This window comes from Pseudomonas sp. LAIL14HWK12:I7 (assembly GCF_000483465.1).
GTDB classification, from domain to species: domain Bacteria; phylum Pseudomonadota; class Gammaproteobacteria; order Pseudomonadales; family Pseudomonadaceae; genus Aquipseudomonas; species Aquipseudomonas kermanshahensis.
Map to the genome: position 1 here is coordinate 566,594 of NZ_KI519605.1, position 23,671 is coordinate 590,264.

15 protein-coding genes are annotated in these 23,671 nt (G+C 59.4%); all 15 read left to right on the plus strand.

What is annotated here, in order from left to right:
- The first annotated feature begins 29 nt into the window (after positions 1-29).
- The 15 genes from D886_RS0121995 to D886_RS0122065 all read left to right on the plus strand — a co-directional run bounded on the left by D886_RS0121995 (position 30) and on the right by D886_RS0122065 (position 23,587).
- The gene (locus tag D886_RS0121995; RefSeq protein ID WP_027595962.1) at positions 30-1,412 is read left to right on the plus strand and encodes a hypothetical protein; all 1,383 of its coding nucleotides are present in this window, start codon (positions 30-32) and stop codon (positions 1,410-1,412) included.
- Positions 1,409-2,017, plus strand: coding sequence for a CatB-related O-acetyltransferase (locus D886_RS28680; protein WP_283600548.1), 609 nt, complete (start codon positions 1,409-1,411; stop codon positions 2,015-2,017). The genes D886_RS0121995 and D886_RS28680 overlap by 4 nt, the downstream gene beginning before the upstream one ends.
- Positions 2,014-3,156, plus strand: a complete 1,143-nt coding sequence (locus D886_RS0122005) for a glycosyltransferase family 4 protein (RefSeq protein WP_027595964.1) — start codon at positions 2,014-2,016, stop codon at positions 3,154-3,156. Before D886_RS28680 ends, D886_RS0122005 begins: the two co-directional genes overlap by 4 nt.
- Before the next feature lie 15 nt (positions 3,157-3,171).
- Positions 3,172-4,308, plus strand: a complete 1,137-nt coding sequence (locus D886_RS0122010; RefSeq protein WP_027595965.1) for an N-acetyl sugar amidotransferase — start codon at positions 3,172-3,174, stop codon at positions 4,306-4,308.
- The gene (gene hisH / locus D886_RS0122015) at positions 4,305-4,919 is read left to right on the plus strand and encodes an imidazole glycerol phosphate synthase subunit HisH (protein ID WP_027595966.1); all 615 of its coding nucleotides are present in this window, start codon (positions 4,305-4,307) and stop codon (positions 4,917-4,919) included. The genes D886_RS0122010 and hisH overlap by 4 nt, the downstream gene beginning before the upstream one ends.
- A gap of 14 nt (positions 4,920-4,933) precedes the next feature.
- Positions 4,934-5,716 carry an AglZ/HisF2 family acetamidino modification protein gene (locus D886_RS0122020; protein ID WP_027595967.1) on the plus strand — a complete coding sequence of 261 codons (783 nt, stop codon included), beginning with the start codon at positions 4,934-4,936 and terminating at the stop codon, positions 5,714-5,716.
- 31 nt (positions 5,717-5,747) lie between these two features.
- Entirely contained in the window at positions 5,748-6,782 is a 1,035-nt protein-coding gene (locus D886_RS0122025; RefSeq protein WP_027595968.1) for a polysaccharide biosynthesis protein, read from the plus strand.
- Positions 6,783-6,785: 3 nt separating this feature from the next.
- Positions 6,786-7,898 carry a capsular polysaccharide biosynthesis protein CapF gene (locus D886_RS0122030; protein WP_027595969.1) on the plus strand — a complete coding sequence of 371 codons (1,113 nt, stop codon included), beginning with the start codon at positions 6,786-6,788 and terminating at the stop codon, positions 7,896-7,898.
- 27 nt (positions 7,899-7,925) lie between these two features.
- On the plus strand, positions 7,926-9,056 hold the full coding sequence (gene wecB / locus D886_RS0122035; RefSeq protein WP_027595970.1) for a non-hydrolyzing UDP-N-acetylglucosamine 2-epimerase: 1,131 nt from the start codon (positions 7,926-7,928) through the stop codon (positions 9,054-9,056).
- Positions 9,057-9,069: 13 nt separating this feature from the next.
- Complete coding sequence (locus tag D886_RS0122040) at positions 9,070-10,323, plus strand: glycosyltransferase family 4 protein (RefSeq protein WP_027595971.1); 1,254 nt, start codon at positions 9,070-9,072, stop codon at positions 10,321-10,323.
- The gene (locus tag D886_RS0122045; protein WP_027595972.1) at positions 10,320-11,285 is read left to right on the plus strand and encodes an SDR family oxidoreductase; all 966 of its coding nucleotides are present in this window, start codon (positions 10,320-10,322) and stop codon (positions 11,283-11,285) included. The genes D886_RS0122040 and D886_RS0122045 overlap by 4 nt, the downstream gene beginning before the upstream one ends.
- A complete protein-coding gene (locus D886_RS0122050; protein ID WP_027595973.1) occupies positions 11,282-12,301 on the plus strand; it encodes a glycosyltransferase family 4 protein in 1,020 nt (339 codons plus the stop codon). The genes D886_RS0122045 and D886_RS0122050 overlap by 4 nt, the downstream gene beginning before the upstream one ends.
- 54 nt (positions 12,302-12,355) lie before the next feature.
- Positions 12,356-14,353, plus strand: coding sequence for a nucleoside-diphosphate sugar epimerase/dehydratase (locus D886_RS0122055; RefSeq protein WP_027595974.1), 1,998 nt, complete (start codon positions 12,356-12,358; stop codon positions 14,351-14,353).
- 370 nt (positions 14,354-14,723) lie between these two features.
- Positions 14,724-22,226, plus strand: coding sequence for a type I polyketide synthase (locus D886_RS0122060; RefSeq protein WP_027595975.1), 7,503 nt, complete (start codon positions 14,724-14,726; stop codon positions 22,224-22,226).
- 8 nt (positions 22,227-22,234) lie between these two features.
- Positions 22,235-23,587: an aminotransferase class I/II-fold pyridoxal phosphate-dependent enzyme gene (locus tag D886_RS0122065; protein WP_027595976.1), complete on the plus strand. Its 1,353-nt coding sequence runs from the start codon at positions 22,235-22,237 to the stop codon at positions 23,585-23,587.
- Positions 23,588-23,671: the final 84 nt, after the last annotated feature.

The following is a 23,671-nucleotide window of genomic DNA, read 5'->3' on the forward strand; positions in this document are numbered from 1 at the left end:
TACCGATTAACCAAGGGCGAAAGGTCATCATGGAAATTGAAATGGCGGGTCGGCTAAGCGGGGAGAAGTCGTCAATTTTGCCGGGGTCTCTTATGTTTGTAAGCAAGGCCCGCGTCAAGTTGTTGGTTTCGATGATCCTCTATGTGCTGGCTTTGGTGTATGGGCATGACAGGTACCTGGCCGTTGAGCAAGCCTTTTGGGGGTTTAACGCGCCCAGTTTTAATTTGGGCAACCTGTTGTTGATTTTCGTGTTTTCGATTGTACCTGTTAGCGTGTTGCCTCTTTACTTTAATAGGCCGTCAACGCTTTTTTTGCATGCCTTGACGTTCTGTGTCTATGTGCCTGCAGTGGCTATCGGAATGCTTAACCATGCGGATGCAGTTGACCGATATTTCTGGGTTTTCTTTAACTTCTGTGTTGGCTTGTTTGTGTGTTGCGTGGTGGTCAGAAGCTTCCCTGTGCGGCAGTCATCGTCTGGCTTCCTGTCCAGGCCATTTTTATACGCGTGCATGATAGGCGCACTGACGTGTATCGGCTTGCTGTTCTTGACGTATCGCGATGTCTTGTCGTTTTCGGGTCTGGATGATGTTTACGCGCAGCGGGAAAAAGGCGCGGCCACGTCGTTATTTATCGGTTACTGCCAGGTGTATTTGGCCTATTTTTTTTCACCCATACTTTTTGCCAGTGGGTGGGTGGCGAGACGCTATTTGGTATGCCTGACGGGGTTTGTGGGTTTTATTTTCGTCTTCATGATAACGGCAGAGCGAACGGTGTTCCTGCTGCCCTTTGCCATGGTCTTCGTGTCGTTTGTTTTCAAACGACGTGGCGATGACCCGAATAATCCCGCCTATCTGTTCACTGGTGGCGCGTTTTTGGTCTTTCTCATCGCGCTGCTTTACGATGAAGTCGGGATTTTTCGAGAACTCGGGTTCTATTTCTATACCCGATTATTGGCATACCCAGGCTTATTTGTTACCCAGTACTACGATCTGTTCGCGGAGCAAGGGTTCACCCACTGGTCACATGTTTCTGTCATTGGCAGGCTGGCTGAAGTTCCAGCAGCCTATGCGTCGGATGATAAGTGGCCGCTGCTAGGAAAGATTCTTGCGGAGCGGGTACTGGGTGTACAAAGCCAATCGAACGCAAGCTTCGTCGCAACCGACGGTGTTGCGGCGGCGGGTGCTCTAGGGGTGCTGGTTATTTTCGCACTCTACACGGTCTGGCTGGTTGTGCTGGACAGAGTTGCCCAGGGTTGGAACAGGGTGTTCGTGTTGACGGCGCTCTTTCCATTGGCGTTTGTGACCACCAATGGACCCTTTTTCACCATGCTGGCCTCTTTTGGTGGTGCGATGTGGATAGGGTTGCTATGGGTTGATAAGTTTAAACTAAAATTATGGGGCCGCCGGCTATGATTGGATATGTGATCTCTCGGATACTAAAAAAGTCGCGAGGCTCTGCTCTGATTGACTCAGCCGTTCCGCGCAGCTCAAAAGTGGAGTCCGGTTGTACTCTGTTTTCTAGCAGCTTCGGCGAGCATAGTTTCTGTGGGTATGACTGCACATTCATAAAGACGTCGATTGGGTCTTTCTGTTCCATTGCCAATAATGTCGTCGTTGGCGGCGCCAGGCATCCCATCGAATACGTCTCCACCAGCCCCGTATTTCTGGCGCATAAAGAGAGTATCAAGAAGAAGTTTTCGCGGCATGACTACCGTTGGGAGCCCAATACGGTCATTGGTCACGACGTCTGGATAGGTGAGGGTGTGCTTATTAAAGGGGGGGTGACCATCGGGACGGGTGCGGTTATTGGCATGGGCAGCGTGGTCACCCGAGACGTGCCCCCCTATGCAATTTACGCAGGTAACCCGGCACGATTGATACGCCTGCGGTTCTCTGAGTCGATAGTGGAAGGGCTTTTGAAGAGTCGGTGGTGGGAGTTTTCGGAGGATAAACTGAAGGCTGCGGCCGTGCACTTCAACGATCCGGAAGCTTTTTTGAAAAGTCAGAATATTGTATGAAAATTATCCATTTGTGTGTTTCGTGTTTTTACATTGACGGGTACCGCTATCAGGAAAACGAGCTGGTCCGTGAGCATGTCTCAACAGGGCACGATGTCCTTGTGGTCGCGTCGACTGAGACGTACTTGGATAATCTTACGCTTGGCTATACCGTCCCAGGCGACTATACAGGGACTGATGGTGCCCGTGTTATACGGTTGCCCTACGGCGGTGTGGGTCCATTTTTCTTGAAAAAGAAACTACGCATACATGCGAAAGTGGCGCAAATTATCGAATCGTTTGGCCCTGACGTTATCATGTTCCACGGTTTGTGTGGTTGGGAGTTGCGCACAGTGGCGCGCTACAAGCGCAAGCATCCAAACGTGAAGTTGTACGTTGATAGTCATGAGGATGCTAATAATAGTGCGGTGGGAAAACTATCAAAGATCTTGCATCGGTTCTACTACCGCCCGCTCATTAGAAGTGCTTTGCCCGACATTGACAAGGTGCTATGCATTTCCCAAGAAACGCTAACATTTTGTCGCAAGCAATACGGGATTGAAGACAGGCAGATGGAGTTTTTCCCGTTAGGCGGGAATATAGCGGATGATGCTACTTACTCCAGGCTGCGCTCCGATACGCGCGCGGCCCTGGGGCTTGATGCGCGGCAGGTTGTATTTCTTCAATCGGGTAAGTTTGATGGCAAGAAGAAACTTGCCCAAAGTCTTCGTGCCTTTACACAAACCCGCTCCGAAGACTTTAGGTTTTTGATCGTTGGCCAACTACATGATGCTGTTGCCGAAGAGGTGACCGCGCTTGTAGCCAAAGATCCGCGGGTCATCTTCTTGGGCTGGAAATCGTCCGATGAGCTTTACGCCCTGCTGTGCGCGGCGGATGTATATGTGCAGCCGGGGAGTCAGTCGGCGACAATGCAAATGAGCCTTTGTGCGCGACGGCCAGTTATCATTGCAGACGTACCTAGTCACGTGCCGTTTGTGGATGGCAATGGGTGGGCTGTGCGTAACGACATTGACTTGACCCGCGCGTTTGCAGCGATTGAGGACAAGCCTGAAATACTGGATACTTTCTCCAAGCGATCCCATGAAATTGCTTTGAGTCTTCTAGACTACCGCCGCATGGCAAAGCGCCTGTTGACCTAATTGCTGGATGCTATTATGAAAAACTACAAAATCTGTACCCGTTGCATCATGGATACCAGTGATCCGAATATTTCCTTCGACGGTCAAGGCGTTTGTGAGTATTGCAAAAATTTTGAAAATAATATTCAGCCCAATTGGGACACCGGTGCGGCGGGTGAAGCTGAGCTGGCCAAGATTGCCGAAAAAATCAAGAAGGACGGCCAGGGTCGGGACTATGACTGCATCATCGGTCTGAGTGGCGGCCTGGACAGCTCCTACCTCGCTTACGTCGCAAAGGAAAAGATGGGCCTGCGCCCGCTGCTTTTCCACGTTGACGCCGGCTGGAACACGGACCAGGCCGTTGGCAACATCGAAAAACTGGTTGATGGCCTGGGCCTTGAGCTGTTCACCGACGTCATCAATTGGGAAGAGATGAAAAGCCTGCAGGTGGCCTTCCTCAAGGCGCAGGTTCCCGACCAGGATATTCCTCAGGACACCGCGTTCTTTTCAGGCCTGTACAAATTTGCCAAGGCCAACAAAATCAAGTACGTGCTCACCGGCGGCAACTACTCCACCGAATGCTGCCGCGAACCTGAGGAGTGGGGAGCCTACCCAGGCATTGATACCACGCTGATCAACGACATCCATGGCAAGTTCGGTTCGCGTAAGCTCAAGACGTTCCCTCTGGTAGACGTATTGTCCTACAAGATCTACTACCGTTATGTACTGGGCATGCAGGTCGTACGCCCTCTGAACCACGTCCCCTATGTGAAGCAGGATGCTGAAGATACGCTTGAGCGCCTGTTTGGTTGGAAGCGCTTCCAGCACAAGCACCATGAGTCGCGTTTTACCCGTTTTTACGAAGATTACTGGATGCCGCGCAAATTCGGGTACGAAAAGCGACGCGCGCATTTTTCCAGCTTGATCATGACCGGTCAGCTGACTCGGGAAGCCGCACTCGAACGCATCGCCAAGCCCGAGCTTGACGAAAACTTCCTCAAATCCGAATTCGAGTACGTGGCACACAAGCTGGACTTGACTGTCCCAGAGCTTCAGGGCATTTTCGAGGGTCAGAACAAGACCTTCCATGACTACAAAAACAAGCGTTTCTTGATCGGCATAGGAGCTCGTGTGCTCAGTGCAATCGGATTGGAAAGAAGGCTGTTCAGATGATCACCATCATTGACTACGGTCTGGGTAACATCCAGGCCTTCGTTAACGTCTACCGACGTTTGCACATCCCTGTTGCGGTTGCTCAGACCGCAGCACAGCTGGATGGCGCGACCAAATTGATCCTGCCCGGGGTTGGGGCCTTCGACCATGCGATCGAGCGGCTGGATGCTTCGGGCATGCGCTCGACCCTAGAAACCCTGGTGCAAGAGCACAAGGTGCCTGTACTGGGGATCTGCGTGGGGATGCAAATTCTCGCTAACAGCAGTGAAGAAGGTAGCCTCCCTGGTCTAGGGTGGGTGCCCGGCTGTGTGCGCTCGTTCAAATCGGTCCCTGACCTTACGGACCTGCCGCTGCCCCACATGGGCTGGAACGATGTGGCATCGCTCGGTGACAACGCGCTGTTCAAAGGCTTCGAAGAGGAGGCGCGGTTCTACTTCCTGCATTCGTTCTTCTTCGATTGCGAGCACGTGCAGCACCGCGCTGCGATGTCCTCGTATGGCCTGGAGTTCAGCTGCGCCGTGCAGGCAGGGAACGTGTATGGCGTGCAGTTCCACCCCGAGAAAAGCCATCACTTTGGCGTCGGCCTGTTGAAAAACTTCGCGGAACTGTGAGCGGAAACTGACAAATGCTAAGACCCAGGATCATTCCATGCCTGCTCATCCAAGACGGTGGGCTGGTGAAGACGGTCAAATTCAAGGATCCGAAGTACGTCGGAGATCCCATCAATGCGGTGAAGATCTTCAACGAAAAGGAAGCCGATGAGCTGATCGTGATCGACATTGACGCGACAGCGCATGGCGTCGAGCCCAATTACACGCAAATCGCCAAACTCGCTGCCGAGTGCCGTATGCCCTTGTGTTATGGCGGTGGAATCCGGACGGCGCTGCAGGCCAAGAAGATCATTCAGCTAGGCGTCGAAAAGGTCGCCATCAGCTCGGCGGCCCTCGAAAACCCTCAGCTGGTTACCCAGATTGCCGAGGAAATTGGCAGCCAGAGCGTGGTGGTAGTGCTGGATCACAAATCGCGGCTGTTAAGCAAACACCAAGAGGTCTGGACGCATAACGGCACGCGAAACACCAAACGCAGTGTGTTGGAAGTAGCGCAGGAACTGGAGAAGCTCGGTGCTGGGGAGATTGTCCTCAATTCGATCGAGAACGATGGAAAGATGAAGGGGTATGACCTGGACCTGGCAGCTAAATTGCGGGCAGCGGTGCATATCCCTATCACCATCCTGGGCGGTGGTGGTTCGCTCGAGGATATGGCAAGCGTGGTCAAGACGTGCGGCGTGGTCGGTGTGGCGGCAGGTAGCTTCTTTGTATTCAAGGGCGCCTATCGCGCGGTGCTGATCAGCTACCCAAGTGCTCAGCAGAAAGACGACATCATTTATTCCGCTCTCCGAGCCCGATAACTATTCACGCGCGTTGCAAGGGTCAGATCATATGTTCAAGGGTAAAACACTTCTCATCACCGGCGGTACCGGCTCTTTCGGCAATGCGGTCCTCAAGCGGTTTCTCGACAGTGACATCGCTGAAGTGCGTATCTTCAGCCGTGACGAGAAGAAGCAGGACGATATGCGCAAGCGCTATGACAGCGCCAAGCTGAAGTTCTACATTGGCGACGTGCGGGACTACCAGAGTGTCCTGAACGCCACCCGGGGTGTCGACTACATCTTCCATGCGGCCGCGCTGAAGCAAGTCCCCTCCTGCGAATTCCACCCGATGGAGGCCGTTAAGACTAACGTCATCGGTACCGAGAACGTCCTTGAAGCTGCCATTCAAAATGAAGTGCGGCGGGTGGTTTGCCTCAGTACTGACAAGGCGGTGTATCCGATCAACGCCATGGGTATCTCCAAGGCCATGATGGAAAAGGTCATGGTCGCCAAGTCGCGCAATGTCGACGAGACCAAGACTGTCATCTGCGGCACCCGTTACGGCAATGTCATGGCATCACGCGGATCGGTGATCCCGCTGTTCATCGACCAGATTCGCGCCGGCAAGGCCCTGTCCATCACCGATCCGAACATGACCCGCTTCATGATGACCCTAGCGGATGCCGTGGACCTTGTGCTTTACGCGTTCGAGCACGGCAATAACGGTGATCTGTTCGTGCAGAAAGCGCCAGCTGCCACGGTTGAAACGTTGGCTTCAGCACTGACTGCGTTGTTGGGGCAACCTGAGCATCCGATCCAGGTGATTGGTACTCGTCACGGCGAGAAGCTCTACGAGGCATTGCTCAGCCGTGAGGAAATGGCCTGTGCCGAAGACATGGGTGACTACTTCCGTGTGCCGCCAGACCTGCGTGACCTGAACTACAGCAAGTATGTCGAGCAGGGTGAAGAGAAGATCTCCCACACGGAGGACTACAACTCGCACAACACCCAGCGTCTGGATGTAGCCGGGATGCAAGCATTGCTGCTCAAGCTCGATTTCATCAAAGCCATCCAGCGTGGCGAGCATGCCACGCCGGAGGAATGACAGATGAAGGTACTGGTAACCGGAAGCAATGGCTTCATTGCGCGTAACCTGCTTGTGCATCTGGCAGAGCGCAAAGACGTCGAGATCAGCCTTTTCGTGCGAGGTGAGGATGTGCAGGCACTGCAGGGCAAGGTCGCCCAGGCAGACTGCATCTTCCACTTGGCAGGGGTCAATCGCCCCGAGGACCCCGCTGAGTTCGGCAGTGGTAATAGTGAACTCACTCAACAGGTGTGCGATGCGGTCAAGGCGTCAGGGCGGAAGATCCCGGTGCTGTATACCTCGTCGATTCAGGCTGAGCGAGATAACCCTTACGGCCTCAGCAAGCTCGCAGCCGAGCAGGCACTGACCGCGCTTGGCCAGGAAAGCGGCAACCCGATTTACATTTTCCGCTTGCCCAATGTTTTCGGTAAATGGGCTCGGCCGAACTATAACTCGGCCGTCGCCACCTTCTGCCATAACATCGCTCACGACCTGCCCATCCAGATCCATGAGGAATCTGCTGCGCTCAACCTGGTCTATGTGGATGACGTGGTCAGCAAGTTCATGGCCATTATGGACGGCGAGGCAGTCGCCAGTGGTCAGGTGGACGTCGAGCCGGTTTACAGCACCACGGTGGGTGCCTTGGCCGAGCAACTGCGCAGCTTCCGCGCCAGCCGCGCCACCTTGATTACCGAAAACGTCGGCGTTGGCTTGACCCGTGCACTGTACTCCACCTACCTGAGCTACCTGCCGCCCGCATCGTTTACCTATGAGGTGCCCAAGTACGGTGACCCGCGTGGTGTTTTCGTTGAAATGCTGAAAACCCCCGAAGCCGGGCAGTTTTCGTATTTCACAGCACACCCGGGGATCACGCGGGGAGGGCATTATCATCACTCCAAGACCGAGAAGTTTCTGGTTATCAAAGGCACGGCCAATTTCCGCTTCCGTCATGTAGTGTCAGGCGAGTTTTATGAACTGCAGACCAGCGGTGAGGCGCCAACCATTGTTGAGACAGTGCCTGGTTGGACCCATGACATCACCAACATTGGTGATGACGAAATGATCGTCATGCTCTGGGCCAATGAGATCTTCGACCGCGAACATCCGGATACTTATGCGCTGCCGGTTTGCCCATGACCCGGTTGGCTCAGGACTGAGAATGCTATGAAAAAACTTAAAATCGTCACCGTTGTAGGCACGCGTCCCGAAATCATTCGTTTGTCCAGGGTCCTGAGCGCGCTAGACGAACATTGCGAGCACGTACTGGTGCATACCGGCCAAAACTATGACTACGAGCTGAACGAGATCTTTTTCCAGGATCTGGGTATTCGCAAGCCCGATCACTTCCTGAATGCCGCGGGCGCTTCGGGTGCAGAAACCATTGGCAATGTGATCATTGCGGTGGACCGTGTGCTCGCTGAAGTGAACCCTGAAGCGCTGTTGGTGCTGGGCGATACCAACAGCTGCATGGCTGTGATTTCGGCCAAGCGACGCAAGATTCCGACGTTCCATATGGAAGCCGGCAACCGTTGCTTCGACATGCGCGTGCCCGAGGAAATCAACCGCCGCATCGTTGACCATACCGCTGACATCAATCTCACTTACAGCACCATCGCCCGGGACTACCTGCTTCGCGAAGGCTTGCCAGCAGATCGCGTGATCAAGACCGGCAGTCCAATGTTTGAAGTCCTCAATCATTATCGTGACGGTATCGAGGCGTCCGATGTGCTGGAGCGGCTTGGGCTCGAGGCTGGCAAGTTCTTTGTCGTCAGCGCCCACCGTGAAGAAAACATCGATTCCGACAAGAACTTCATGAAGTTGGTCGACACGCTCAATACGGTAGCCGAGCAATTCGATCTGCCGGTTATCGTCTCGACGCATCCCCGTACCCAGAAACGGGTCGATGCCATGGGGGTCACCTTCCACGCTAATGTACGCCTGCTCAAACCGCTGGGCTTCAAGGACTACAACAAGCTGCAGTTGACCTCCAAGGCTGTGCTTTCCGACAGCGGCACGATCAACGAAGAAGCGTCGATTCTTAACTTCCCAGCGTTGAATATCCGCGAAGCGCATGAGCGCCCCGAAGGGATGGAAGAAGCCGCAGCGATGATGGTCGGTCTCGATTGCGAGCGTGTTTTGCAGGGGCTTAATATCCTTGAGAGCCAACTGCGAGGCGATCAGCGTAGCCTGCGACTGGTCGCCGACTACAGCATGCCGAACGTGTCGGACAAGGTGGTGCGTATCGTCCACAGTTATACGGACTATGTGAACCGTACGGTCTGGAAGCGGTACTGATTCTGTGGAAGGGATATCGCAAAAAAAACTCAAGGTTCTAGTCGTTACCCAGTACTTCTGGCCGGAGAACATGCGGGTCAATGACCTGGTGCGCGACTTCGTCGAAAAGGGGCACGAAGTCACGGTACTCACCGGGTGGCCAAACTACCCCGAAGGGACGGTTTTTCAGGACTTCAAAGATAACCCTGGGCGCTTCGCCAACTATGAAGGGGCTGAGGTCGTAAGGGTGCCGTTGGTGCCACGCGGCAAGCGCGCCATCCAATTGGTCCTCAATTACCTCTCATTTCTGGTCTGTGCCTCTGTGCTGGGTGCCTTCAAGCTGAGGCGCCGGCGTTTTGATGCGGTGTTTGTTTACGCGGTGTCGCCTATTCTTTCCGCAATACCTGCGGTTGTGATAGGGCGCCTTAAGCGTGCCCCGGTTTTTGTCTGGGTGCTCGATTTGTGGCCAGAAACGTTGCGCGCTGTGAATGTCATCCATAGCCCGAAGTTGTTGGGGCTGGTTGGAAAGGTAGTCTCGTGGATCTACAACCGCACTGACTATTTGCTGCTGCAATCACATGGTTTTTTCGACAACGTACGTCGCTATTGCACCAAACCTATCGATGCCGAGCGCCTGGTGTATTTCCCCAGTTGGGCTGAGGATGATTTCTCGGCTAAAACCGTGGAACCTTCAGCGCTAATAGAGCGTGATGAGTCGGTGTTTACCGTGGTGTTTGCCGGTAACGTTGGCGAGGCGCAGGACTTCCCCGCGATTCTCGATGCTGCAGAGGCGCTGCGTGGAACGGTTGCCGTGCGCTGGGTAATCGTCGGTGATGGCCGCATGAGCGGCTGGCTTGAGGAACAGGTGCGCAGCCGATCGCTGGATAACGTGCTGCTGCTTGGCAGGCATCCGCTGGAAGCGATGCCGCCACTGTTCGCTCAGGCCGATGCATTGTTGGTGTCCCTGCGGACCAATGATGTTTTCGAGAAGACCATTCCTGGAAAAGTTCAGGCTTACTTGGCATCCGGGCGGCCGGTTCTTGGCATGATCAATGGCGAGGCGGCACGCGTTATCGAAGCCTCGGGTGCAGGTTTTGCGTGTGAGTCCGGCAGTGGCACGGGGTTGGCTACGATTACCGGCCGCTTGGCAGCTCTGCCCGCAGTACAGCGGCAGCAAATGGGGGAGGCAGGGCGACGATACTATGAGCAGGAATTCGCCAAGCCAGCACTGTTGACGCGCCTTGAACAGCTCTTCAGCAATGCCACATTGAGAAGGTCAGGACGATGAGTCATAAGGTTTTTCTCACCGGAGCCAGCGGCTTTGTGGGAAGTGCAGTACTGCGACGGTTGTTGGCTGACGGTGAGCATGTGATTGCCGCTGTTCGTCGCGGCAGTGGTGCGCTGTCATCACCCGTGCGAACGGTCGCCTTCGAGTCGTTCGAGGATGACAACGCGTGGGAAGGGGCGCTTACCGAATGCGACGTGGTGGTGCATAGCGCTGCTCGTGTTCATGTGATGAATGACACTGAAGTCGACCCACTGGCTGCGTTTCGTCGTGTCAATGTGGAGGGGACGCTTGCGCTGGCCCGCCAGGCCATTGCAGCTGGTGTCAAGCGGTTCGTATTCATCAGCTCGATCAAGGTCAACGGTGAAGAGACCCAGCCAGGCAAGCCTTACACGGCTGATGACCTGCCGCAGCCGCAAGATCCTTACGGCGTCTCCAAAATGGAAGCCGAGGTCGGGTTGCAGAAGCTAGCGCAACAATCTGGCCTGGAAGTAGTGATCATTCGCCCTGTATTGGTATACGGCCCGGGGGTGAAAGCCAACTTCCTGAACATGATGCGTTGGCTCGATCGAGGCATGCCGTTGCCATTCGGGGCGATCGATAACCGTCGCAGCCTGGTTGCTTTGGAGAACCTTGTTGATCTGGTCGTAACGTGCATAGACCACCCGGCTGCCGCGAATCAAACCTTCCTGGTCAGTGACGGCGAAGACTTGTCCACTACCGCATTGCTGCGTCGCATGGCGCAGGCACTTGGCAAAAGCGCCCGGCTGCTGCCGGTGCCTGCGTGGATGCTGACTGCAGGTGCCAAGGCCCTGGGCAAGGGAGGGTTGTCTCGAAGGCTGTGTGGATCATTGCAGGTGGATACTGGCAAAACTCGCGATTTGCTCGATTGGCATCCGCCAGTGAAGGTGGATGCGGCGCTTCTGGCCGTTGCCAGGCACTATCAGGAAAACGATAAGAAATGATGCTTTTGTGGTGTCTTCCTGCAGTATTGATACTGTCACTGCTGCTCACCGCCGGTTTGCGCCGTTACGCATTGGCGCGAAGTGTCATCGATATTCCGAATGCGCGCAGTTCCCATACGGTACCGACGCCCAGAGGCGGCGGCGTGGCCATCGTGCTGACGTTTTTGCTGGTTGTCGTTGGGCTGATGCTGTTGGGGGTAGGTCAACTGAGCGTGCTTGTTGCGCTTGCAGGTGGCGGTGGTTTGATCGCGGTCATTGGCTTTATGGATGATCATGGGCATATTGCAGCGCGTTGGAGGCTGTTGGGGCATTTTCTTGCCGCTGCTTGGATGCTGGGCTGGATGGGCGGACTTCCACCCTTGCCACTGTTCGGCTGGTCGTTGGACCTCGGCTGGTTGGGCGGCTTGCTTGCTGCTGTCTATCTAGTGTGGTTGCTCAACCTGTATAACTTCATGGATGGCATTGACGGTATCGCAAGCGTGGAAGCTATCACCGCTTGCCTGAGCGCCGCGTGGCTATACTGGCTTGCAGGGTTCGATACCGCCGCTGTGCTTCCTTTCTTGCTCGCCGCCGCCGTAGCGGGTTTTCTGTTCTGGAACTTCCCACCAGCGAAAATCTTCATGGGTGATGCAGGCAGCGGATTCATAGGTATCGTGTTGGGAGGGCTATCGCTTCAGGCCGCCTGGACGTCACCCCCTATGTTCTGGTGTTGGTTGATACTGCTCGGTGTGTTCATCGTGGATGCAACCTACACCCTGGTCAGGCGGTTGCTGCGCGGTGACAAGGTCTATGAGGCCCACCGAAGCCATGCCTACCAGTTTGCTTCGCGCCACTACGGTAAGCATCTGCCAGTAACCTTGACCGTTGCTGCTATCAATCTCTGCTGGTTGCTGCCCATCGCCTTTTGCGTGGTGCATTTCGGGCTGGATGGCGCACTTGGCGTTATTCTGGCCTACGTACCCCTGGTGGTGTTGGCCATGAGGTTTCGTGCAGGCGAATTGGAAGATCGGTTGTAGCGTTATGTTGCAGACGCAGTGTAAGGGTCTGTGAGGAAAGCCCTCAGAGGAATTATGGATAAGGTGCGTAGAAAACTACTGGCTCTACCGCGAAGGCATAAGCGGCTGCTTCAGGTGCTGACGGATATCGTACTGATATGGGTCGCCTTGTGGCTGGCCTTTGTGGTCCGCCTCGGTATCGATGAACTGGCAAACCCGATCATCGATCACACTTGGTTGTTCCTGTGCGCGCCGGTAGTGTCGATCCCGCTCTTCATTCGCTTCGGGCTGTACCGCGCGGTGATGCGTTATTTTGGTAACGACGCACTGATCGCCATCATCAAGGCGGTCACGCTGTCTGCGCTGATCCTCGGCTTCATCATCTATTGGTCCAGCAACCATCAGAACGTAGTGCCGCGTTCCATCACCTTCAACTACTGGTGGTTGAGCCTGATCATGGTCGGTGGCCTGCGGCTCGCCATGCGCCAGTACTTCCTGGGTGACTGGTTTGCTGCCGCAGTCCAGCACGTACCGTTCGCTCAACGAGACGATGGCTTGCCACGGGTGGCAATCTACGGGGCCGGCGCCGCCGGTAACCAATTGGCAACGGCGCTGCGCATGGACAAAGCCATGCGGCCGGTGGCATTCATCGACGATGACCCGAGCATTACCGACCGTGTGATCGCGGGTTTGCAAGTGTATCGCCCAGAGCAACTGCAGCAGTTGATTGACGATACCGGCGCCCAGGAAATCCTGCTGGCACTGCCGTCATCGACCCGCACCCGCCGTCGGGAGATCCTTAACTTCCTCGAAGACTTCCCGCTGCATGTGCGCAGTGTGCCCAGCTTCATCGACCTGGCGAGCGGCAAGGTCAAGGTGGATGATATTCAGGAAGTGGACATTGCCGACCTGTTGGGCCGTGACCCGGTGCCGGCACAAAGCGACCTGCTTGAACGTTGCATCGCTGAACAAACCGTGTTGGTCACCGGTGCCGGTGGCTCGATCGGCTCCGAGCTGTGCAGGCAAATTCTTTCCCAGTCCCCGAAAACGCTGCTGCTGTTCGATCACAGCGAGTTCAACCTCTACAGCATTCTTTCTGAGCTGGAACAGCGCATTGCCCGTGAGTCGCTGTCTGTTTGCCTGCTGCCGATCCTGGGTTCGGTACGTAACCAGGCGCAGATGCTCGACATCATGAAAACCTGGCGGGTCGATACGGTTTACCATGCTGCGGCCTACAAGCATGTACCGATGGTCGAGCACAATATCAGCGAAGGCTTGCTGAACAACGTCATTGGTACCTTGCACACCGCGCAAGCAGCATTGCAGGCGGGTGTCGCCAACTTTGTGCTGATTTCGACCGACAAGGCGGTACGCCCGACCAACGTGATGGGCAGTACCAAGCGCCTTGCCGAGATGACCCTGCAGGCCCTGAGCCGCGAGTTGGCGCCCGTACTGTTTGGCGATGGGGGCAATGTTTCGCAGGTCAACAAAACCCGCTTCACCATGGTCCGTTTCGGCAACGTGCTGGGCTCATCGGGCTCGGTAATCCCGCTGTTCCATAAGCAGATCAAGGCCGGCGGCCCGCTGACCGTTACCCATCCGAAAATCACCCGCTACTTCATGACCATTCCCGAAGCCGCGCAGTTGGTGATCCAGGCGGGTTCGATGGGCAAGGGCGGGGATGTGTTCGTACTCGACATGGGCGAGCCAGTGCGGATCGTCGAGTTGGCCGAGAAGATGATCCACCTGTCCGGTTTCAGCGTCCGCTCCGAACGCAACCCCATGGGTGACATCGCTATCGAGTTCACCGGGTTGCGGCCGGGCGAGAAGCTTTACGAAGAGCTGTTGATCGGTGACAACGTGCTAGCGACCCGCCACCCGATGATCATGAGTGCAAGCGAGGACTTCCTCCCTTGGGACGAGCTCAAGGACGCTCTGAACCAGTTGCTGGGCGCGGCGTCTGCAGATGATTTTGTACGGGTGCGTCAGTTGCTGCGTGAAACCGTGATCGGCTATGCCCCGGAAGGGGAAATCGTTGACTGGATTTATCAGCAGCGGCGCTTGGACCTGTAAGCATCCTCTGTGACACAAGGCCGCTGCTTATAGCAGCGGCCTGTTCTACACGATTAGCAGTGCCAGCCATGAGGGCCGTAATGGCCCTCATTAGAGCGGGGCAGCACAACCGCCCAGCGTTAATGTGAACCCCGCAGCACCCCAGGGTTTTCCCCACCCCCCCAACCCGCGTATCATCCCCACACACAAATCTGAATATCCCCACGCCTGCTTCAGACCAAAAGTCTTGCGTTCCCAGCGTGCATAGCAGCTTCAGATAACCAGACGATCATCAGTGTCATAAAACGACCTGCCAGATTCATGGCAAGGCCAGGCATGCCGGCTGTCCGACGGATGGGACGGTGCCCGATGAGATTTGAAGGAATAGGTTTTGATTAAGCGTAGAAAGGTTGCAATCGTTGGCTGTTCGTACCGCTTCCCTGGATCTTCCAATGCCAGCTTTTGGCAAAACCTGATGGAGGGGCGCGACCTGGTCACCCAGGTCGACCCTTCTCGGTGGGAGAAATCTGAGTTTCTGCACCCGGACAAGGCCAACCCTGCGACCAGCTACACCTTCGCCGCGGGCACTTTGGGCGACATCAGCGCGTTCGACGCGGGGTTCTTCAATATTTCGCCGCGTGAAGCGGGGATGATGGACCCACAGCAGCGCATGCTGCTGGAAATGTGCTGGGAAACCTTCGAAAACGCCGGGGTCAAGCCGTCGAGCCTGCGCGGCAGCAACTGTGGCGTGTACCTGGGCATCGCCGGTGTCGAGCAGTCCTACCGGCTGGTCGAAGACCTGGCGTCGATCGATGGTGCAACCGCCACCGGCAACACCATGAGCATTGCCGCCAACCGCCTGTCGTTCTTCTACGACCTGCGTGGGCCGAGCATGGCCATCGACACCGCCTGTTCCTCTTCGCTGGTGGCCTTCCACCAGGCGTGCCAGGCCATCCTCAGCGGTGATGTCGACCAGGCGCTGACCGGCGGCATCAGCCTGCACATGCACCCGTTCGGCTTCATGATCTTTGCCAAGGCGACCATGCTGTCGCGCACCGGGCGCTGCCAGTCGTTCGATGAGAATGGCGATGGCTATGCGCGTTCGGAAGGCGGTGGGTTGTTCCTGCTCAAGGACTACGACCAGGCCGTGGCCGATGGCAATACGATTTTGGCCGTGGTCGCGGCCAGTGCGGTGAACACCGACGGGCGCAAGTCCAGCCTGACCCTGCCCAACGCCGAAGCCCAGGCTGCGCTGCTCAAGCAGACCTACGCCAAGGCGGGCATCAGCCCCGACCAGCTCGATTACCTGGAAGCCCATGGTACCGGTACCTCGGTCGGTGACCCGATCGAAACCCGTGCCATCGGTGAAGCACTGGCCCAGGCGCGTGGCAATGGCAACCCGTTGCCGATTGGCTCGGTCAAAAGCAACCTTGGCCACCTGGAAGCCGCGTCCGGTGTGGCGGGCCTGATGAAGGCGCTCAACTGCCTGACCGAACGCACCGTGCCGGCCACTATCGGGGTCAAGGCGCTTAACCCGAATATCGCGTTCGGCGACCTGAACCTGCAGGTGGTCACCGAGCCGCTGCCGCTCAAGCCTGAAGGCCAACTGACGGTCGGCGTCAACTCGTTCGGCTTTGGCGGCGCCAACGCGCACGTCATCCTGCAGAGCCCCGAGCCGCAGGCTGCGCCGGCTAAAGCTGCCGAGGCGCGACGCGTACCGTTGCTGCTCAGCGGCAAGACCGAACAAGGCCTGCGCGCCACCGCCGAGCGCTTTGCCGCGTACTTGGCCGCCCACCCGGAGCTGGATTATTACGACGTGGCCTACCAGGCCATGTACCGCCGGGACGCTCACAGCCATCGCCTGCTGCTGGTCAGCGACAATGCCGCCGAAGCCGCCCAGGCCCTGGACGACTATGCCCAGGACCCCACCCTCAGTGAACTGAGCGCGGTGCTCGAAGCCGGCCAGGCACTGGAAGCCGCCTCGGCGCCGGTGTTCGTCTACTCCGGTAACGGCTCGCAGTGGCAAGGCATGGGCCGGGCGATGCTCGGTCAACCGCTGTTTGCTGCTGCGGTGGATGAAGTGGATGCGTTGTTCCAGCCACTGGCGGGCTATTCGTTGCGCGCCGAGCTGCTGGGTGACAACGGCGAAGGCCGTTATGCCCGCACCGAAATCGCCCAGCCGGCGCTGTTTGCCTTGCAAGTGGCGGTGACCCGTGTGCTGGCCGCCGAAGGCATCCACCCTGTCGCGGTGATCGGTCATAGCGTCGGCGAAGTGGCCGCGGCCTGGGCCAGTGGTGCCCTGAGCCTGGAAGACGCCACCCAAGTAATCTTCCACCGCAGCCGCCTGCAAGGGCTGACCCGCGGTACCGGGCAGATGACCGCTGTGGGGCTGTCGGGTGAAGCCGCTGGCGAGCTGATCACTGAACTGAAGCTGGACGGCCGCCTGGTCGTCGCCGGTGAAAACAGTGCCCGTGGCGCCACCCTGGCAGGTGAGGTCGACGCCCTGACGCTATTGGAAGAAACCCTTGCCGAGCGCCAGGTGTTCGCCCGCCGACTGGACCTGGACTACGCCTTCCACTCGCCAGCAATGAACCCGATTGAACAGGCCGTCATCGACGACCTGGCGCACATTCGCCCGCGCGCCACGCAGATCCCGTTCTACTCCACGGTGGTTGGCGGCGAGCTGGATGGCGAGCGCCTGGGCAATCACTACTGGTGGCAGAACATCCGCTTCCCGGTGCTGTTCCAGGGCGCCTTGGACGCGCTGGTGCGCAACGGCCATAACCTGTTCGTCGAAATCGGCCCGCACGCGATTCTGCGCAGCTACGTCACCGATGTGCTGAACCAGTGCGAGCAGCCTGGCCAGGTGGTCGGCACGCTCAAGCGCAACGACCACAGCCCGCTGCTGCTGGAACGCACCGTGGCCCGCCTGCTGATTGCCGGCGTCGAGCCGCAGTGGGCAACGCGCTTCCCGGTTGCCGGGCGCCAGGTACGCCTGCCGAACTATGCTTGGCAGCGTGATCACTTCAGCTTGCCGGTGAGTGCCGAGTCGCACAGCCCCTTGAACCGCAAGCGCGTGCACCCGTTGCTGGGTTACCCCGTCGTCGACCAGCCGCTGACCTGGGAAAACCGCCTGGACACGCAACTGTTCCCGACCCTGGCCGACCACAAAGTGGGCGAGTCGGTGCTGTTCCCCGGTGCTGGTTTCACCGAGTTGGCCCTGGCGGCGGCGCAGTTGCACCAGCCGGGTGAGTTCGTTGACATCGAAGAGCTGGAAATCCACAACCCGCTGCTGCTGAGCAGCGAGGGCAGCAAAAAAGTCCGCGTGCACATCGAAGAGGCCGACGGCACGCTGCGCATCATTTCGCGCAACCTGGCGCAGCATGAAGACTGGGTGCAGCACGTGGTCGCGCGCCTGCCGGGCGAAGCCCGTGGCGTCATGCTGGACACCCGTGCGCCGGCGCTGCCACAGCGCCCGGCAGACTTCAGCGGCGAGCAGCACCTGGCACTGACCTGTGCGGTTGGCCTGAACTACGGCCCGGCCTATCAGACCGTAGCCGCGGCTTGGGTAGAAGAAGAGCGGGTGCTGGCGCAACTGGCCGTCCCTGCCGCCATCGAGCACGAACTGGACGCGCTGCACCTGCACCCGGCGCTGCTGGACGGTGCCTTCCAGCTGATTACCGAACTGCTGGCCAGCCGCCCGGGCCGCAACAACGGGCTGGCCTTCATCCCCGTCAAGCTGGGGCGTGTTGCCTTCAGCACGGCAGGTGCTGTGCCGGTGCTGGCTGAGGTACGCCAGCGCAAGCGCACCGCGCATTCGCTGTTGGTGGATTTCACCCTGTTTGATGCCAGCGGCGCTGCCGTGCTGGCGATCAAGGATGCGCGCATGCGCGCCGTGCGCCTGCAGTACGACCGCAGTGGCGATATCAAGCGCCTCGGCCACGTCGGCCTGGCCGCACCGGGCAATGCCGTTGCGGTGCAACGCCACGCTGTGGCTGGTACGCCGGTGGCCGACGCGCTGCACAGCCTGGCCCACGAGCCGGCGCAGTTGCGTTACCTCAATGAAGTCGAACCGCTGCTGGATGTGCTGTGTGCCAGCTTTGTGCTCGACCTGGTCGAGCAGGCCGGTGGCCAGCTGAGCGCCGAACAGGTCGCGCTGTGGTCCCAGGGCCAGGGCGATTACCTGGCGACCCTGCTGCGCCACGCCGAGCAGGACGGCAATGTGCTGCGCAACGCCGATGGCAGCTGGCAGTTGGTCGACAGCGACGAGCGCCCGTCGTCGGAGGCCATCTGGCAGGAACTGTTCCAGAGCTACCCCGAGTACTTCCAGATCATTCATTCGGTGGGGCGTATTGGCCGTCACCTGCCGACCTTGCTGACGGGCGAGCAAACACTCGAAAGCCTGTTGCCGCGCGAAACCAGCGGCAGCAGCCTGGCGCGCCTGGTGCTCGGTGCGGCCGGCCAGCAGCGCCTGCTCACCGGTATCAGCCAAACCTTGGCCTTGCGCCTTGAGCAATTGCCGGCCGGGCAGCGCCTGCGTGTGCTGGAAATCGGCTTTGGCGGCGCATCGTTTGCCGAGCTGCTGTACGCAGGGCTCGACTTCGACCGCATCGATTATGTCTACGCTGTGGCCGAGCCCGAGCTGCAGCAACGCCTGCATGACGATTGCCCTGCGCTGAGCGTGCTGAGCCTGGAGCAACTGGCCGACGCCGGCCGCTTTGACTGGGCACTGGTGCCGACCGACCTCGCCGCACTTGGCGCAGTGGGCGATGCCTTGCGCCAGGCCAGCGCGCAGCTTAACCCCCATGGCCAACTGGCGCTGCTGGGGCAATACCCGGCGCGTTGGGCTGACTTTGTCTTCGGTGGCGAGCCTGACTGGTGGCTGGCTGGCCCGCAGCACGCGCTTTCGCGTCAGCAGGCCCCGGCCTTCTGGAGCCATGAACTGCAACGCCACGGCCTTGGCCCGCTGCACACCGTTGACGCATTGCCTGGCAGCGCGTGCGGTAGCTACGTGCTGCTGGCCGACAAGCCTGCGGGCGCTGTGCACGCCTCGGCAGAGGTGCCTGTGCAACACTGGGCGTTGCTTGCCGAAGCCGGGCAGGGCGCTGCCGAGTGCTTGGCCGCGCAACTGCGTGCCCAAGGCCAGCTCGTCAGCCTGCTGCTGCCTGGCGATGCGCAGGCGCTGGCTGCCCAGCTCAGCGCATTGGACCAGGCGCCAGCGCATGTGCTGCACCTGGCAGGCTTCGACAGCGCCGCCGGCCTAGACAACCAGGCTGAGCGCTGCCTGCAGGCAGCCGCACTGGTACAGGCCTGCGAGGCCCTGGCACTGGCGCCGCAATGCTGGCTGCTGACCCGTGGCGCTGCCGAACACCTGTACGGCACCGACACCGCCGCTGACGTCGCGGCCATCGCTGACGCGGCGTTCTGGGGTTTTGGCCGCACCCTGGCCAACGAATCGGTCAACTGCCGCATTCGCCTGCTGGACCTGGCCCACGCGGCACCGATCGACCACGTGCTGCCCTCGTTGCTGCACGCCGACAGCGAAACCGAGTTGGCGCTGGACGCCGAAGGCCGCCGCTATGTGCCGCGCCTGCGTGTATTGGCAGACCAGCCCGCCAGCGCCGACAGCGCCGCGCAGTGGGTGTGCCTGGGCTTCGACCTGCCTGGCCAGCTTCGTAACCTGCGTTGGGAGCTGCGCGAGCCGCGCCAACCGGCGGCGGACGAGCTGGACATCGCCGTACGGGCCACCGGCCTGAACTTCCGCGACGTGATGTTCGCCCTCGGCCTACTGTCTGACGAAGCGATCGAGAACGGCTTCTCTGGCCCAACCCTGGGCTTCGAGTTTGCCGGTGTGGTGCAAGGCAAGGGCGCTGACGTGCTCGGCGATTTCGCCCCGGGCGACCGCGTGGTGGGCTTTGGCCCGTGCAGCTTCGCCAACCGCCTGGTGACCAACGCCAACGCCGTGGCACGCATCCCAGAGGGCATGTCGTTCGAAGCCGCAGCGACCATTCCGAGCACCTTCTTCACCGTGTACTACGCGCTGCACCACTTGGCACGCGTAGAGCCGGGCGAGAAAGTGCTGATCCACGGCGCGGCTGGCGGCGTGGGCATCGCCGCGATCCAGATCGCCAAGTGGCTGGGTGCCGAGATCCACGCCACCGCCGGCAGCGACGAGAAGCGCGACTTCCTGCGCCTGCTGGGCGTGGACAACGTCTACGACTCGCGTTCGCTGGCCTATGCCGACCAGGTACTGGCCGCAACCGGCGGGCGTGGCGTCGATGTGGTGCTCAACTCGCTGGCGGGCGAGGCGATCAACCGCAACCTGCGTGTGCTGAAGCCGTTTGGCCGTTTCCTCGAACTGGGCAAGCGCGACTTCTACCAGAACACCCGTATCGGCTTGCGCCCGTTCCGCAACAACATCAGCTACTTCGGCATCGACGCCGACCAGCTGATGAGCGAACGCCCGCAACTGACCCGTCGCCTGTTCGCCGAAATGATGGCGCTGTTTGCCCAAGGCATCCTGCACCCGCTGCCATTCCGCGAGTTCGACGCCAACCAGGTGGTCGAAGCGTACCGCTACATGCAGCAGGCGCGGCAGATCGGCAAGGTCGTGATCACCTACGCCAACCCGATCGAACGCACGGTCGACACCCGCGAACAACCGCTGCGTAACGTGCAACTGGCAGCCGATGCCAGTTACCTGGTCACCGGTGGCCTGGGTGGCTTCGGCCTGCGCACGGCGCAATGGTTGATCGACAAGGGCGCCCGCCACCTGGTGCTGCTGGGCCGCCGTGGCCCGGCCAGTGCCGAGGCTCAGCCGCAGCTGGCGCTGTGGCAGGCTCAAGGTATCGATGTGCAGGCAGTGGCTTGCGATATCACGGATGCCGGCCAGCTGCGCGCGGTGTTCGAGCGCATCGCAGCCAGCCCATGGCCGCTGCGAGGCCTGGTGCATGCGGCGACAGTGATCGACGACAGCCTGATCCGCAACCTCGATGGCGACCAGCTGCGTCGCGTGCTTGAGCCCAAGGCCAAGGGCGCGCAGTACCTGCATGAACTGACCCAAGCGTTGCCGCTGGACTTCTTCGTGATGTTCTCGTCGGCCACCACCCTGTTCGGCAACCCCGGCCAGGCTAACTACGTCGCCGCCAACCACTGGCTCGAAGCCTTGGCGCGCCACCGTCGTGCCCAAGGGCTGGCGGCCACCGCAGTGCTGTGGGGCGCGATTGACGACGTCGGCTTCCTGGCCCGCAACAGCCAGATCAAGGATGCCCTGCAAAGCCGCATGGGCGGTGCTGCCCTGCGCGCCGAGGCGGCCCTGGCCCAGCTCGAAGCCATGCTGCTGAGCGGTGACAACGGCCAAGGCGTGCTCGAACTGGACTTCAAAGCCCTGTCGCGCTTCCTGCCGACCGCCACCTCGCCACGCTTCAGCGAACTGGCCCGTGCCCACGGCGGTGACCAGGAAGACGACAACGGCGGTGAAGACATCCAGCGCATGCTGGCCGAGCTTGACGATGCCGAATTGCTCGAGCGCTTTGCCGAGATGCTCAAGCACGAGGTGTGCGAGATTCTGCGCCTGCCGCCCGCGCGCCTGGATGCACAGCGCCCGCTGCAGGAACTGGGGCTGGACTCGCTGATGAGTGTCGAGCTGGTGGTGGCCTTGGAAGAGCGCTTCGGTATCCGCCTGCCGGTCATGGAACTCAGTGACAGTTCCAGCATCGATAAGCTCAGCGTGCGCTTGCTTGAGCTGTTGCGCGGTGAAGCCGGCACTGGCGAAGACCAGCTGGCGCAAAACGTGCTCGCCCGTCATGGCAGCGAACTCAGCGCCGAACAAGTGGCTGAACTGAATGCAGAACTGGCCGAGACCAGTGTGGCACCTAACCGATTGATTGACTAAGAGCTCAGATGACAGCCAAAACCCCGACCGGCCTTGGTGGCGACGCCAAGCAACGCCTGATCCAGCAAGCCCTTGCGCGGCGCCGTAACACAGGCGCCGAAGGCGCGGAAGGTGCCACCCTGGAGCAGGTGCAGCAGGCTGCATTGAAGGTGCCTGAAGCGTTTTACCGTTTCGACCAGCACCCGGGTTACCAGCACCTGCGGGTGATGCAACAAACCGCGCAGCGGCTGGGGCTGAGCAACCCGTTTTTCCGCCTGCACCAAGGCACCGCCGGCGCGCAGACCCAGATTGGCGAGCGCGAGTACCTGAATTTCGCCAGTTACAACTACCTGGGGTATTCCGGCCACCCCAACGTTGCCGAGGCGGCCAAGGCGGCGATCGACCGCTACGGCACCTCGGTGTCTGCCAGCCGGCCGGTCTCGGGTGATCGCCCGCTGCACCGTGAGCTGGAGCAGGGGTTGGCCAGGCTGTACGAGGTGGACGACGCCGTGGTGATGGTCAGCGGCCATGCCACCAACGTCACCACCATCGGCTACCTGTTCGGGCCGCGCGACCTGGTGGTGCATGACGAGCTGATTCACAACAGCGTCCTGCAGGGCATTCAGTTGTCCGGTGCACGGCGTTTGAGCTTTGCGCATAACGACTGGCAGGCGCTGGACCGCCTGTTGAGCGAGCAGCGCCAGCACTTCGAGCGGGTGCTGGTGGTGGTCGAAGGCATCTACAGCATGGACGGCGACTACCCTGAGCTGCCCCGGTTCGTCGACATCAAGCGCAAGCACAAAGCGTTTCTGATGGTGGATGAAGCGCATTCGCTGGGCGTGATGGGGGCCACGGGTAAAGGTATCCGTGAGCACTTTGGCCTGGCGGGCGATGACGTCGACATCTGGATGGGCACCTTGAGCAAGACCTTGGCCAGTTGCGGCGGGTATATCGCTGGCAGCACGGCGCTGATCGAGCACCTCAAGTTTCTGGCCCCGGGCTTTTTGTACAGCGTCGGCATGCCGCCGGCGGTCGCGGCGTCGGCCTTGGCGGCGTTGCAGCTGCTGGCGGCGGATAACGAGCGGGTTGCCCAGGTGCAGGCGCGGGGCGAGTTGTTCTTGCGCCTGGCGCGTGAAGCGGGCCTGGACACCGCCACCAGCACCGGGCTTGCGGTGATCCCGGTGATTACCGGCAGTTCGTTCAAGGCGGGGCGGTTGTCCAGTGCCTTGTTCGAGCGGGGTATCAATGCCCAGCCGATCGTCTACCCGGCCGTGCCGGAGCAGGCGGCGCGGGTGCGCTTCTTTGTCTCGTGCGAGCATACGCCCGAGCAGATCCAGCACACCGTGGCGGTGGTCGCTGAAGAGATGGCGCGGCTGGGGTGATGGGGTAAGGGCTGAGGGGCTGCTTGGCAGCCCTTGTGGCGTGCCATCAATGAGCCATCAATGATAGCTGGAATCTGGCCACAG